This window comes from Streptomyces sp. NPDC033136, assembly GCF_055578235.1.
In genome coordinates this window covers 137903-152271 of the sequence record NZ_JBVIPD010000021.1, presented here as the reverse complement: position 1 = coordinate 152271, position 14369 = coordinate 137903, and the positions used below count along the sequence as shown (strand labels likewise).

At 68.3% G+C, this 14369-nt stretch carries 8 protein-coding genes and 1 pseudogene; 3 read left to right on the top strand and 6 right to left on the bottom strand.

Annotated features, from left to right (window positions below; genetic code table 11):
* Window positions 1-768: 768 nt before the first annotated feature.
* The gene (locus ACZ5TL_RS30740; RefSeq protein WP_468593884.1) at window positions 769-2928 is read right to left on the bottom strand and encodes a HelD family protein; all 2160 of its coding nucleotides are present in this window, start codon (window positions 2926-2928) and stop codon (window positions 769-771) included.
* Between the two features lie 473 nt (window positions 2929-3401).
* Here ACZ5TL_RS30740 and ACZ5TL_RS30735 point away from each other — a divergent pair, with 473 nt between their 5' ends.
* On the top strand, window positions 3402-3695 hold the full coding sequence (locus tag ACZ5TL_RS30735; RefSeq protein WP_468593882.1) for a hypothetical protein: 294 nt from the start codon (window positions 3402-3404) through the stop codon (window positions 3693-3695).
* 408 nt (window positions 3696-4103) lie between these two features.
* Here the strand turns inward: ACZ5TL_RS30735 and ACZ5TL_RS30730 are convergent, their stop codons facing one another.
* Window positions 4104-5063, bottom strand: a complete 960-nt coding sequence (locus tag ACZ5TL_RS30730) for an SAM-dependent methyltransferase (protein WP_468593880.1) — start codon at window positions 5061-5063, stop codon at window positions 4104-4106.
* Between the two features lie 176 nt (window positions 5064-5239).
* On the opposite strand from ACZ5TL_RS30730, the pseudogene ACZ5TL_RS30725 reads away from it, so the two are divergent.
* Window positions 5240-5586: pseudogene (locus ACZ5TL_RS30725) on the top strand (transposase family protein); the annotation flags it as partial.
* Window positions 5587-6034: 448 nt separating this feature from the next.
* Here ACZ5TL_RS30725 and ACZ5TL_RS30720 read toward each other — a convergent pair.
* On the bottom strand, window positions 6035-7351 hold the full coding sequence (locus ACZ5TL_RS30720) for an MFS transporter (RefSeq protein ID WP_468593878.1): 1317 nt from the start codon (window positions 7349-7351) through the stop codon (window positions 6035-6037).
* 121 nt (window positions 7352-7472) lie between these two features.
* Window positions 7473-8975 (bottom strand): SulP family inorganic anion transporter, encoded by a 1503-nt coding sequence (locus ACZ5TL_RS30715; RefSeq protein WP_468593877.1) that lies wholly within the window; start codon window positions 8973-8975, stop codon window positions 7473-7475.
* A gap of 404 nt (window positions 8976-9379) precedes the next feature.
* Between ACZ5TL_RS30715 and ACZ5TL_RS30710 the strand changes: the two genes are divergently transcribed.
* Window positions 9380-9793 (top strand): MerR family transcriptional regulator, encoded by a 414-nt coding sequence (locus ACZ5TL_RS30710; RefSeq protein ID WP_468593876.1) that lies wholly within the window; start codon window positions 9380-9382, stop codon window positions 9791-9793.
* A gap of 1139 nt (window positions 9794-10932) precedes the next feature.
* Here the strand turns inward: ACZ5TL_RS30710 and ACZ5TL_RS30705 are convergent.
* On the bottom strand, window positions 10933-12261 hold the full coding sequence (locus ACZ5TL_RS30705; RefSeq protein ID WP_468593875.1) for a class I SAM-dependent methyltransferase: 1329 nt from the start codon (window positions 12259-12261) through the stop codon (window positions 10933-10935).
* A 327-nt stretch (window positions 12262-12588) separates the two neighbouring features.
* Window positions 12589-14109 (bottom strand): SulP family inorganic anion transporter, encoded by a 1521-nt coding sequence (locus ACZ5TL_RS30700; protein ID WP_468593874.1) that lies wholly within the window; start codon window positions 14107-14109, stop codon window positions 12589-12591.
* Window positions 14110-14369: the final 260 nt, after the last annotated feature.

The window sequence follows — 14369 nt, the reverse complement described above, 5'->3', positions numbered from 1 at the left end:
CTACACCGAAGTCATCCGCCCGCGACCAGCCCGAGCATCGCGAACCCCGCGCACACCAGACCCCTGACCTGCAACGTCACGATGCACACTGCTCACTGGGTTCGACGAATCCGGTGCGTTCGGTCCGGCCACAGGCGGATGGAGTGGCCCCACAAGTTCCTTGGGGGTTGACCTCACAGTTCCTTGGACCACCGTCATTCAGCAGGTGCCCACCCTGTCCACGTTCGCGCGACAGCGCCGCGGCGAACGGTGGGCATGGGATGCGACCGCAGGCGCACCACCGTTCATCAGCGCAGATGGGCCGCTCGACGATAGGTACTCCGGGTTGGCCCGGGTGCGCGTCAAGGCGCGCTTCGCGCCTCACGCCCCGGACGAAAGCTCCTTGGAGGCGATTAACTACGCAGACGTCCGTGGCGACACGACCCCTCTCAACGATCTGTACGTGCTCGTTCTCTTCGCCCGGGTGGACGAGGAGTACGGCGATCTTCGAGAGGCGAATTTCGTATGGTCGGCAGTCATCTTTACGGATGACTGCCTCACCAGCATGCAGCGCGAGGCCAGTTCAGACGCCCTCCGGTGGCCTCAGATTCACTCCTGCTGGGATCGCCTGCCTCGCGGTGCACATGACGTTACTGGACTGCTTCGTGCTGTCCGGATTCCGGGATGGTGAAGATTGAGGTGGAGTAGGAGCCCCTGGTCGGCCCCACCGACCAGACGTTGGAGACGCTCACCGAGTGTCACCCGAGACGGGGTACGCACCTACCGGTGTCAGCCCACTCGTGCGGCGGTCGCATGATCGGGAATTTCCGCCGTCTCCGGGTCGACAACACTGAGACGGCCTCTGCGGTCCTTGGTGAACGCCAAGAAGCGCGAGAGCGGCCCGACGTGGGTCAGATGAAGCTCGTGCATGGCCCTGGTACAGGCGATGTAGAGCATGCCCTTGTCCATCTCGCTGGCGTAGTTCGTGTCGTCCACGCCCGGGACGATCACGGCGTCGAACTCCAGCCCCTTGGCGATGTGCGCCGAGGTGATCACGGTACCGGCGCTGAACTCCGTGCTGTCGTAGTCGAGGAAGGCCAGCTCGACGCCCGCCTCCGACACGGTCCGGTACAGCTCCCGCGCCTGCGCGACGGTCTTACAGACAATGCCGAGGGAGCGGTACTCGCTCTGCCGGTGCCGCTCGATCAGGGCCAAAATCTCCGCCTCCTGCGCCTCGCGGTCCGCAGCGGCGACGACCTGGGGCGGCAGCCCGTGCCGCTCGATCGGGACGAGCTTGTCGTTGCGCGAGATGTGCTGGGCGAACTCCGTGATCTCGGCCGTGGAGCGGTAGCTCCTGCACAGCTCCAGACAGTCCGCCTCGGGGAAGATGCCGCGGATCACCGGCAGCGACGAGGAACTGAACGGGTTCACTGATTGGTTGGCGTCCCCGAGGATCGTCATCTTGCAGGAGAACAGCTCGCGCAGCACCGAGTACTGCACGGGCGTGTAGTCCTGCATCTCGTCCACCAGGAGATGCCGGATGCGGCCGTAGCCCTCCTGCCGGGACGTCCTGATCATGGTGTAGACCAGCGGGAAGACATCCGCGTACTCGATCTTCTTCCGGCCCAGCGGCTTGAACAGGCCCTTGCGCTCAGGGTCGTGGTAGAACGCCTTGTACAGGGCGAACGCGTCCTTGTGCGGGAACATGGCGCGCACCTGCCTGCGGATGCCGTTGCTGTCCGCCGCCGACCACTTGCCGCCCTTGTCCAGCACCTCCTGCCGCAGGGTGTTCGCGGCGCTCTCGGCGAGCAGGTCCAGCCGGGTGAAGACGGGCAGACCCCGCGAGGCCGCGAAGGCGTCCGCGACCCAGCCCTCCGACAGCCGCTTGTTCCTCTGCTCGATCTGCCGCGGGGTGAAGTCCGCGTCACCGCGCTCGGCCAGCCACGCGTCGAGCAGGGTGACGAACTCCGGCGTCGCCTTGAAACGCATCCGCTCGGCCGCCGCCTCGTCCGCCCTGTCGAGCAGCTTGATCACCTGCTCGCTGAAGGTTTCGAACTCCGTCACCTTGGCGAGGAACCGCTCGGCGATCTTCTCGAAGTCGGTCTCCGCGATCTGCTCCTCGCCCAGCTCGGGAAGGACGCCTGCGATGTAGTCACCGAAGACCTTGTTGGGGGAAAGGATCATGACGTTGTCGGACGACAGGGAGTCCTTGAAGCGGTAGAGCAGGAACGCCACCCGGTGCAGGGCGATCGACGTCTTCCCGGAGCCCGCCACGCCCTGCAGGATCAGTACCTTCGCCGTCTCGTTGCGGATCACCTCGTTCTGCTCGCGCTGAATCGTCGCGACGATGTTCTTCATCCTGTCGTCGGCGGACTGGCTCAGCTCCCGCTGCAAAACCTCGTCGCCGATGGTCAGCGCGCTGTCGAACATGTACTCAAGGCGGTTGCCCGCGATCTTGTACTGGCGCTTGCCCGTGATCGTGCCGTGGACGGCCCCAGTCGGCGCCTCGAAATGCGCCTCACCCAGCTCGAAGTCGTAGTAGAGGCTGGAGACCGGGGCCCGCCAGTCGTGGATCAGGATTTCCTGGGTCTCGGGGTCCGAAAAGTCATGGACGCCGATGTAGTGGCCCTTCCCTTCCCCGTCGTCCGCCCTGCGGAAGTCCACGCGCCCGAAATAGGGCGTTTCCAGCAAGCGCTCGATATGCCGGCGCACCGTCACGGCGCTGTCGCCCACGCCGACGGAGGTGTTGACCTCGGTGCGCATGGCGGCCTTCTCGGCGAAGTCCATGTCACGCCAGTTCTCCCACATGAACTCCTTCTGCTCCTGGATGGCCCTGGCGGTCCGGTCGATGGAGTCGCTGAGCCTCGCCAGCTCGCGCCCCAGCAGACGCACCGTCTCGGCCAGGTACTGCCGCTCTTGTTCTTCGTCTCGCGTCTGCAGGTCCGTCAAGGCAATCTCCGGTTCAGGCGTCCGTATCGAATCTACTGTGACGTCACAGTAGAGTAGACGTCCAACCCGGATGGGCGCCGATGGTGACCACCGCTGAGGTCGACAGTCTTCGCCGCAGTGGCGCCGAGACTGAGCGCCGCCATGACCAGGAAGCGGTCATGGGCACGCCGATCAGGCGTGGCCCATCCCGCAGCGACGCGAGCCGTCCACCCCTGCGGCGCGAAGCGTGCGGACACGGACATCGCTTCGCCCAGGGCGGACGGCGTCACCGCTTCCCGATCCGACGCCGACCGGGCGAGGCAAGCGTACGGACAGACCACGGCAATCAATACCCTCTCGTGAGGGTAAGGTCTTCTTGAGTGCCGCGCATCCGCGTCTCGGGAAGCAGTCCACCGCCGCGCAGCGCGTAGGCGGGTGGGTTGCCTCCATGCCGGCGCCCGCGGCCAATCGAGATACGAAGGAGGCCCGGCCCCGTGATCGGGCGGGAGTTCGAGGCGGACGGGGTCGCTGTCCGCAGGGGGTGGTGGCGCTCGCTCACCCGGGCCGGCAAGCTCCGCATCCGCGGGGCCCGGCTGACGATCCTGACCAGTTACGACGTGGAAATCGACAGTGAGGTGCTGCCGCGTGTCCGCGCGACGGCGCCCTGGTACGCGCCGGCGGGTTTCGTGCGGCTGGTGCTGGCCGGCCGGACCTACTGGGTCCGGCTCAAGGCGCAGCATGCCCGCAAGGCCGTGGAGGCTGTGGCGGCGTGGCGCCAGGAGCTGTAGGACGACACGGTTGCTGCGGGCACCGTGCCGTCAGTCAGCGTCGGGACGGCGCAGCAGGGCACCGGGGCCCCCGCTCCAGCATGCAAAAGGCCAAGGCCGTGAAGTTTACGGTTGGGGCGCATTGTCAAGGGCCTGCGGGCGCGCGGATGTTGACGCTGGTGGTGGCTCTGTAGCTGGTTCGGTCGATGCGGGGCCGCGGGCCTGGTACTTGGAGATGGCGCGTTTGACGATGCGGGGCTGACGCGTAGCCCCGTGGGGGCAGTGGGTCGGCCAGGACATGTCGGCCGATGACGCCGATGTCAATCCCCTCGCAACGTAAATCGTCTCCACGCTGCGAGGGGATTGACAGTGAGGACGTAGACGGCACCGCCTGGGGGGTGCTGACCCCGCCGCCTGAACCCAGAACTCCTACACCTTTTCGAACACCTGCCGCAGGATCGTGGCCCGCCCCTCTCGCAGGAACCGCAGGGTGGTCCGCTGCTGGTTGAGGATGTCGTTGACTGCGCGCCGCCCGATCAGTTCCGCGCCGCGCTCCCGGTTCGCCTCCGCCCCGGCCAGCCAGCTCTCCGTCGTCCGCACCCCGTCCTGCGGGTCGTCGCGCTCGGCGATCACCCGGAACAATCCCTGCGCCGCTTCGGTCAGCTCGGAACGGGTCGGTACGAAGCACTCCGGGAAGACAGTCCGGGAGGCTTGCAGCCCGTCGCGTGCGTTGGCCCACGCTCCGGCCAGGTCCCGCAGCCCGAGCCGGTGTCGACCCGCCCCGCCCGGCGCGAACCGTTCCGCCGGCAGCATCATCGAGCCCAGCCACCCGTACCGGGTCCAGGCATTGGCCTGTACGGACAGCCGACCGGCCGGGCGCAGCCAGCCGTGGCAGTGCCGAAAAAACTCCCGATAGCGGGACACCCGGCGGGCCCGCCACAGCGTCTCCCCGGCAAAGTGCTCCACCGCCTCGATGGCGATGATCGCGTCGTACGGCCCGTCCGGGCGGTGGTCGAACCAGTTCTCCGTACGCACCTCGCAGCCCGACCACTGCTGTTCCCCGGCCCAGGCCGCCTGGGCCGGGCTTATGGTGAGGCCCACCGCGTGCCGGACCCCGTGCCGCTCCACGGCCTGGTGCACCAGGGTCCCGTACCCGCACCCGACGTCCAGCAGCCGCTCGGCCCCGACCGCCCCCGCCGCTTCTACGTGGTGGTCGAGCTTGCGCATCTGGGCCGTCTCCAGGGTGTCCCCGTCCTCCCACATGGCGTGCGAGTAGACCGGCTCCGGCCCCAGGAACAGCCGGTAGAAGTCCCCCAGATAGTCGTAGTGGTGAAGGATGGCTTTTGTCGATGTGCCCTTGTAGGCGGCACTGCCCGCTTCGCGTCGCATACGTTCACCTAACCTGTCGCGCCCGCTGCGTGACCTCGCGTGCTCGGTGGGGTTCAAAGCCATCATCCAGTGCTTAAGACGGTTCATCGCCCGCGACCCGCGGGGATCTACCGTCACATACCGGATCTCCGTGTTGGCGTAGGCGACGATGTGGTGGGGCGTACTCCACCCGGCACTGGATCCGCTTCGCCCACGCCCGGCTGGGCCACCTCTTCCGCTACCTGCCCCAGCAGTCGGCCTACAACAAGCGCCTCAACGCCGCCGGGCCGCTGATCAGCCATGTGATGATCGAAGCCCTTGCCCGGCAGGTGCCGACCTGGCACGACAGCCTCCGGCTGATCGACTCCACCCCGCTGCCCTGCGCCGCCTCCCGCGAGACCGTCAAACGCTCCGACCTGGCCGGGCACGCCGGATACGGCTACTGCCGCAGCACTTCCGGTTCTTCTGGGGATTCCGGCTGTACCTGGTCACCACCGCCGAGGGCATGCCCGTGACCTGGTGCCTGGCCAACCCGAGACTCGGCATCGTTTTCTTGATCGCGAAGTAGGCGGTCTTAGAGTGCGAGATCACCATCACCACCAGCCAGGGCCGCTGGACCGGCCTCTACCGGCTGGCCACCAACCTCCTTGACCGCCCCCGATACCCGCCCCCGGTTCTGGCCCGCTACAACGACGGCTCCTACCTCTCCCCGCTTCGGCGGCACCGAGGTCCGCATCCTCCACTTCCCATCGCTCGTGATACAGGCTGACCAGGTCGGATGCCGTTTGCGGGCGGCGGAGGCGCGGGCGAGGAAGGCGGCCTCGGTGGCGGCGACCGCGGCCAGGAACGTGTTCGAGGAGAAGCCCCGGTCCAGTAACACGATCACGCTGGCGTGCAGCGAGCGCATCAGGCGCTTGCCGTAGACGCTCTCGCCGTTGCTGCGGGGACCGAAGGCGGCGTCCAGGACTGCCCGGGTGCCGCAGGCCCCCAAGTCAGCCGTCGGCCACAGGTTTACGGGCGACGAGCACGGCGAGGGCCGCCAGCACCGGCACAGTGGTGAGAGCGACGAGCGCGGGGCCGTAGTGGCCGGTCAGGTCGTGGCCGAGGGAGACGGCGAGGGGGCCGAAGGCGCTGGCGGCGATGGTGACGGTGTGGGCTGTGCCGCGGATGGCGCCGAGGTGGGCGGTGCCGAAGTAGCGGGGCAGGGTGGCCGATTCGACGACCCGCAGCAGACCGCCCGAGGCACCGAGGAGGACGCCGTACCCGATGGCCGTCCAGCCGGGCGACACGAGACGGGCGGACAGAATGCCGCAGGCGAGGATGGCCATCGCGGCGGTGAGTACGGCCTTGGGCGGGAGGCGGTCGATGAGGGCACCGACGGCGAGGGTGGCGAGGAGGGCGGCGGCGGTCTGGGGCAGGAAGTTGGCGGCGGCCTCGGCCGGACTCAGGCCGCGTTCGCCGAGCAGGGCGACTTGGTGGAAGTTCAGGCCGGTGGTGAGCATGCTGCTGGCGGCCAGACAGGCGGCGACCGCCCAGAAGATGCTGGTGCGCAGGGCCTTGCGCAGCGGCCAGCCGGTGAGCGGGGCGTTGGGGTCGGTGTCCGTGTCCGGGGCGATGCCATCGACGTGCTGACCGACGTCGGTGGGCCGGTTGCGGATGCCGAACAGGGCCAGCGGGAGGACCACCGCCCAGACAGCGACGCCCTCGATCGCCCATGCCTGGCGCCAGCCGTATACGGAGACCAGGCGCTCGATCAGCATGGGGGCGAGGGAGATCCCGGCGGTGCCGACGGCGCCGGTGATACCGAGGGCCAGACCGCGGCGCTTGTCGAACCAGTACGCCACTGTGGTCGTGGCCACCAGGGACAGGGCGCCCTGCCCGGCCATGCGGATGCCGACGAACCCGGCCGTGAGCCCGACGAGCCCGGTGACGAAGGACAAGCCGATGAGGATCGCGCCGAAGACGGCCCCGACGCAGGCGATCACCCGGCGCGGGCCGTAGCGGTCGATCATCCGCCCGACCAGGGGCATGGCGCAGGCGCCGATGAGCGTGCCGGTCAGGTAGGCGGTGGAGATTTGGGTGCGCGTGACGCTGAGATCGGCGATCAGAGGGTCGATGAAGACCGAGACGCCCGTGGTCTGGCCAGGCGCGGTCATCGCCATCGCGAGAGCGCTGTAGGCGACGATGCGCCAGCCATCGAAACGCCCGCCGGCGGCGGAGCCGTGGGGCGCCCGGAGGCCCGTCGGGGTGCGGAAGGGCTTGGCGGTGCGGCTCAGGGTTACTCCTCCCGGCCGCTTCCTCGTCCCCAAGGAGCGGCATTGAGGTGGCGGGGGCCGGGCCCCGGGCGTCAGGGCAGTATCCCGGGCCCGGCCCGCACGCGGAAAGACCGCCCTCCCCCGCGTCCGTGGTCGGGGAGGGCGGCCGGTCCGGTCAGTGGCTGCCGGTCAGCTGCCCGGCGAGACGTCCGTGCATGTCGGCGCTGGGCTTGTTCAGGCCCACGATGGTGACCTTCTTGCCGCGCTGGGCGTACTTGGTCTCGATCGCGTCCAGCGCGGCCACCGTGGAGGCGTCCCAGATGTGGGCGTCGGACAGGTCGATGACGACGTCGTCCGGGTCGTCCTTGTAGTTGAACTGGTAGACGAGGTCGTTGGAGGAGGCGAAGAACAGCTCGCCGGTGACCGCGTAGACGACCTGGTTGCCGTCGGGGTCGACGACGCCTGAGACGTTGACCAGGTGGGCGACGCGCTTGGCGAAGATCACCATCGCGGTGACGCAGCCCACCACGACACCGATGGCGAGGTTGTGAGTGGCGACCACGCAGACGACGGTGACGGCCATGACGGTCAGTTCGCCGAGCGGCATCCGCTTGAGCGTCTTCGGGGCGATGGAGTGCCAGTCGAAGGTGGCTACCGACACCATGATCATGACGGCGACGAGGGCGGCCATGGGGATGTCGGAGACGACCGGGCCGAAGGCGATGCACAGCACCATCAGGAAGGACCCGGCCAGGAACGTGGACAGGCGGGTGCGGGCCCCGGAGACCCGTACGTTGATCATGGTCTGGCCGATCATGGCGCAGCCGCCCATGCCGCCGAAGAAGCCGGTGACGATGTTGGCGATGCCCTGCCCGATGGACTCACGGGTTTTGTTGGAGTGCGTGTCGGTGATGTCGTCGACCAGCTTGGCCGTCATCAGTGACTCCATCAGGCCCACGAGTGCGAAGGCGAAGGCGTACGGGGCGATGGTGGTCAGCGTGTCCATGGTGAAGGGCACGTCCGGCAGGCCCGGCACCGGCAGTGAGGAGGGCAGCGCGCCCTTGTCGCCGACGGTGGGGACGGCGATCCCCGCGGCCACGGTGATCACGGTCAGGACGATGATGGAGACCAGCGGGGCCGGGACCACCTTGGTGACCTTCGGGAAGAACACCATCAGCGCCAGGCCGGCGGCGATCAGCGGGTAGACCGCCCAGGGCACGTCGTGCATCTCCGGCACCTGCGCCATAAAGATCAGGATGGCCAGGGCGTTGACGAAGCCGACCATGACGCTGCGCGGCACGAACCGCATCAGCTTGGCCACGCCGAGCGCGCCGAGGACCACCTGGAAGACGCCGCCGAGGATGACGGCCCCGATCAGATAGCCGAGGCCATACTCGCGGTAGAGCGGGGCGATGACGAGAGCCATCGCGCCGGTCGCCGCGGAGATCATCGCCTTGCGGCCACCGACGATCGAGATGACGACGGCCATGGTGAACGAGGCGAACAGGCCGACCGCCGGGTCGACCCCGACGATGATCGAGAAGGAGATCGCCTCGGGGATCAGAGCCAGGGCGACGACCAGACCGGCCAGCACCTCGGTGCGCAGAACCTTCGGGGACGCGAGCCAGTCAGGCTTGGACAGGCGCAGCCTGGGGGCTTGGGACAGCGGTGAGGACATGCAACCGTTTCTGTTCAGGTGTGCATCCATACCGCCGGACGCACAGCGTCGTACTGACTCCGCAAAAGTGCGGGAATCGCCGGCAGTCGGGCGCCACGCCGAGGCGGGGCCGAGTGCCGGACAGAACGGCAACCTCCTGGTTGCCGGTAGGGCATCATTGCCCAGAAGCCTTCAGGGCCGTCCGGGGCCCGATCAGGGCCCGCGCTACGGCAGGATCACCTCTACCGCTGACTGGACGGTGGGGTGAACAAGCCGACACTCTACCCTGACGCGACGGGAGAGTGCGAGCGGGGACTTGCGAAACACAGGTGAACCCCACCCCAGATCCTGTGATTGATCTCACGTAGACTGGGCCACTTCACAGTTCTGAAACCTGGGCGGATGACAAAGGGAGAGGCTCGGCGATGAGCGAGCGGCAGATGCAGATCGGCGAGGTGGCCGAGCGGACCGGTTTGTCTCTGCGCACCATCCGCCACTACGAGGAAGTGGGCCTGGTGATCCCCTCGGCCCGCAGCAAGGGCGGCTTCCGGCTGTACACGGAGTCCGACGTCGAGCGCCTGATGGTGATCCGCCGGATGAAACCACTGGACTTCTCCCTGGAGGAGATGCGCGACCTGCTGGACATCACCGACCGCCTCGCCGCCACCGACGACCCGCCCGCCGGTGAGGAACTTCAGCGCCTGCGGGAGCGGCTGGACTCCTACCGCAAGGTGACCGATGCCCGCTGCGAGACCCTGCGGGCCCGCCTGGAGATGGCCCAGGACTTCGCCGCCACGCTCCGTGTCCGCCTGCAGGCGGACACCCGATCGGGCGCATGAAGACTCGGTTTCGGCACGCAACGCCAGGAGGGGCGCGGCCCACGCGCCTCGCGGCGGGAGCCGTCGGCGGCTGACACCCGCCCTCGATCGATGACGTGCACAGTGTGGGCCCTCACACTCTGCGGCAGATCCAGGAACAGAACGTGACGAGGGCATCAGCCGGCCGTCGCGGCGGGAAACAGCCGTGCAACGGTACCGACCGAAGCCCAACTCGGCAGCTCTGGCGCCGTTCCCGAGCAGCAGCCAGCGCAACCCTGGCCGCGACCCGGGAACGGTCTTTGGAAGCAGGCCGACAGTACCGTCGACGAGTGGTACCACTCTAACGTCAAGGGAGAGTTGAATGACACAAGAGGTCGGCAACGGAGGCCACCCGTAGTCCAAGGTGTCGAGTTAGGCCCCTTGATGCGAGTCCACACATTCTCCCGTAGTGGAGAGTTCGTCAGGTCAGTCGGCGTGGTGACCGGCGACACGGTGGCGCCTCCGTCTGAGGCGTCAGGTCCGCTCCACAGGGGTCTGCTCCACAGGGGTCTGCCGACGTACTCGCTGTCACGAAGGAAGCCCAGCGTGGAACCTCCGGGCGGGCAGGGAGGCAAGATGGGCCCCTTGCGCTCGTGGCGGACCAGGAAGCCGACGCTGGGAACGCGGCCACGGCCGCGCGGGACATGCGGACCCGCGAGACCGGCATGCGATGGATCTCGCTGGCTGCGGTCAATGGCCGTCTCGGGACGATGGCCCCGCGACTCCGCCTCTGTTGCCCGAGGCGGAACGAACGACAGAACCCCGATCGTCCATCTCTCACCTCACGCAAGAGTAAGCTTGACAAGCAGTGCTCCCCATAGCGGGCAATCGAGATCACGACTTTACGTACAGGTAGAGTTGGGTGCTGTCGAGGGGCCCACTGGACAGGTCCCTCGGCGTGGCAGTCCCGGGTCGGTCCTCCATGTATGCATGGCCCGGGGCTGCCTTGGTCTGCGCCGCCCGGCACACACAGACGGCCCCCTGGCTATGCAGGCGGCTCACGTCCGCCGGACGGTTGGCACCCTGCGCGGCGGTTGGGGGCCGTGGGGGAAGTGCGCCTCACGCAGCCGTGGGCACAAACCGGCGTACGGATGTGCGCGCAAGCCGGCGCCCGGCCGTGGTCAGTCCGTCGCGGTGTCGTACAGCCAGTGACCGCGGGTTCGGGGCATCTTCGCGTGTCCGGCCGTGGTGGTGCGTACGGCGAGGATCTGGTTGACGCCGATGCCGTTGTGCTCGAAGGCGAGGGCGGAGGCGGCCATGTACAGGCGCCAGACCCGGGCGCGTCCGGCCGTGGTGAGGTGTACGGCCTGTTGCCAGTGCTGCTCCAGGTTGGCCACCCAGGCGCGCAGGGTGAGGGCGTAGTGCTCGCGCAGGGCTTCCACGTCGCGTACCTCGAAGCCGGCGTCTTCGAGCAGCGCCGTGGTGGTGCCGACGGGCGCGAGTTCGCCGTCGGGGAAGACGTAGCGGTCGATGAACTCGTCGATCTCGTAGGCGCTTTCGTCCTTCAGCGGGCGGCGGGAGATCTGGTGGTTGAGAAGTCGCCCGCCGGGCTTGAGGAGTTGATGGAGCGTCTCGGCGTAGAGGCGGAACTGCGGGGATCCGACGTGCTCGGCCATCCCGATGGAGGAGATCGCGTCGTAGGGGCCGTCCTCGATCTCGCGGTAGTCCTGGACGCGGATCTCGGCCCGGTCCGTGTACCCGGCTTCGGCGAGGCGTTTGCGGGCGAGGCCCGCCTGTTCCTCGGAGATGGTGACTCCGACCGCTTCGACCCCGTAGTGCTCGACGGCGTGCAGCACCATCGAGCCCCAGCCGCAGCCCACGTCGAGGAGCCGCTGGCCGGGCCGCAGGCCGAGTTTGCGGCAGATCAGATCGAGCTTGGCGCGCTGGGCGTCTTCCAGGGTCGCCTCCGGGCCCTCCCAGTAGGCGCATGAGTAGACCAGGGAAGGACCGAGGACCAGGGAGTAGAAGTCGTTGCCGACGTCGTAGTGGTGGCTGATGGCGTCGCGGTCGCGGCGCAGGCTGTGCAGTGGGCCGCGGCGGGAGCCTGCCTCCTCGCGCGGTGGCGGCGGGGGCAGGGCGGGCCCGGCCAGCGCGAGGGCCTCGGCTGCCAGCCGTACATTCTTCGGGTCGCGCAGTGCGGCGAGCGCGCTGAGGACGGCGTGCCGCTTCGGTCCGCTCTCTGCGCGGTCCCAGACCAGGCCGGACATCCGCTCCAGCGCCTCGTAGAGGTCACCGTCGATGTCGACTTCGCCGGCCACCCAGGCGCGGGCCCAGCCGAGTTCGCCGGGCTTCCACGCCAGGCGGTGCAGGGCGCGGCGATCGCGGACGACGAGGACGGGGCCCCCGGCCGGGCCCGCCTCGCTGCCGTCCCAGGCGCGCAACCGCAGCGGCAGCGGCCTTCCCACCGCCTGCTTCACCAGTTCCGCCAGCCGCACGGCTGCGTCAGTCATGATCCGAACCTCCTGGATGGTCAACGATGCCCCGAGCGAGGCGTCCCTGGAAACGCCGAAGGCAACGAGTCGAGCGAATGAGTTCAGGTGTGCGCCACGTACGGAGGACCGGCCGAGCGCTCGTCCGGGCGAGAGCCGCGGGCGCCGCAGCGCTCCGCGATCGCGTGAGCGATCTGTGTCGCGGGGCCTGGACAGGCGGTCCCGGCGCCAGGTGGATACACGCGGGCCGGGCCCGGAACTGGTCAGGGCATGTGTCCCGGGTCCGGCCCGCGCGCAGAGGACCGCCCCCTCCTGCACTGCGCGATCCGCAGGAAGGTGCGGCCGGTCTCAGTGACTGGCGGTGAGCTGGCCGGCCAGCTTGTCGTGCATCTCGGCGCTGGGCTTGTTCAGGCCCACGATGGTGACCTTCTTGCCCCGCTGGGCGTACTTGGTCTCGATCGCATCCAGCGCCGCCACGGACGAGGCGTCCCAGATGTGGGCGTCGGTCAGGTCTATGACCACGTCGTCCGGGTCGTCCTTGTAGTCGAACTGGTAGACGAGGTCGTTGGAGGAGGCGAAGAACAGCTCGCCGGTGACCGCGTAGACGACCTGCGTGCCGTCGGGGTCGACGACCCCGGAGACCTCGGCGAGGTGGGCGACACGCTTGGCGAAGACCACCATGGCCACGAGGCAGCCGAGCACGACGCCGATGGCGAGGTTGTGGGTGGCGACCACGGCGGCGACGGTGACGGCCATGACGGTGGTCTCCCCGGCCGGCATGCGCTTGAGGGTCTTCGGCTGGACGGAGTGCCAGTCGAACGTCGCGAAGGCCACCAGGAGCATGACGGCGACCAGGGCCGCCATCGGGATGTCGGAGACGACCGGTCCGAACACCACCACGAGCAGCATCAGGAAGACACCGGACAGGAAGGTCGACAGCCGGGTGCGGGCCCCGGACGTCTTCACGTTGATCATCGTCTGGCCGATCATCGCGCAGCCGCCCATCCCGCCGAAGAGCCCGGTGATGACGTTGGCGACGCCCTGGCCGACGGACTCACGGGTCTTGTTGGAGTGCGTGTCGGTGATGTCGTCGACCAGCTTGGCCGTCATCAGCGACTCCATCAGACCCACCAGCGCGAACGCGAACGCGTACGGGGCGATGGTGGTGAGGGTGTCCAGCGTGAGCGGAACGTCCGGCATGCCCGGCACCGGCAGGGCGGAGGGCAGGTCGCCCTTGTCGCCCACCGTCGGCACCGCGATACCGGCCGCGATCGTGATGACGGTCAGGATGACGATGGAGACCAGCGGCGCCGGGACCGCCTTGGTGATCTTCGGGAAGAACACCATGAGCGCCAGGCCGCCGATGATGAGCGGGTAGACAGCCCACGGGACGTCGCGCATCTCCGGCACCTGTGCCATGAAGATCAGGATGGCGAGTGCGTTGACGAATCCGACCATCACCGACCGGGGCACGAAGCGCATGAGCTTGGCCACGCCGAGTGCGCCGAGAACGATCTGGATGAGGCCGCCCAGGATGACGGCGGCGATGAGATGACCGAGGCCGTACTCATGATTGAGCGGGGCGATGACCAGGGCCATCGCGCCCGTCGCGGCGGAGATCATCGCCTTGCGGCCACCCACGACGGAGATGACCACGGCCATCGTGAACGACGCGAAGAGACCCACGGCCGGGTCGACGCCCGCGATGATCGAGAAGGAAATGGCCTCGGGGATCAGCGCCAGGGCAACGACCAGACCGGCGAGCACCTCGGTGCGGAAGACCTTCGGGGAGGCGAGCCAGTCGGGCTTGACCGTGTTCTTCGAAAAGCGGGCGCGGAACCGGGGAGCTTGGGACAGCGGTGACGACATGCAACCGTTTCTGTTCGGGCGCACACGTCCACTGTCTGGACGCACGCGCGTCGTACTCGACTCCACACAAAGGAGGAGTCCCCGGCGGCCCGGCCTCGATGGGGGCCCTGCCGGATGCGACAGCAGCCACTACGGCTGCCGGTCGGGCGTCTTCGCCCGGAAGTCTGGGGTGCTGACGGGGCCCGGACGGACGGGCCCGCGTTCTGGAGGTACCGCCCCGACTGCGCCTTACAGCCCGGACTCCCTCATCGAGGACTCTA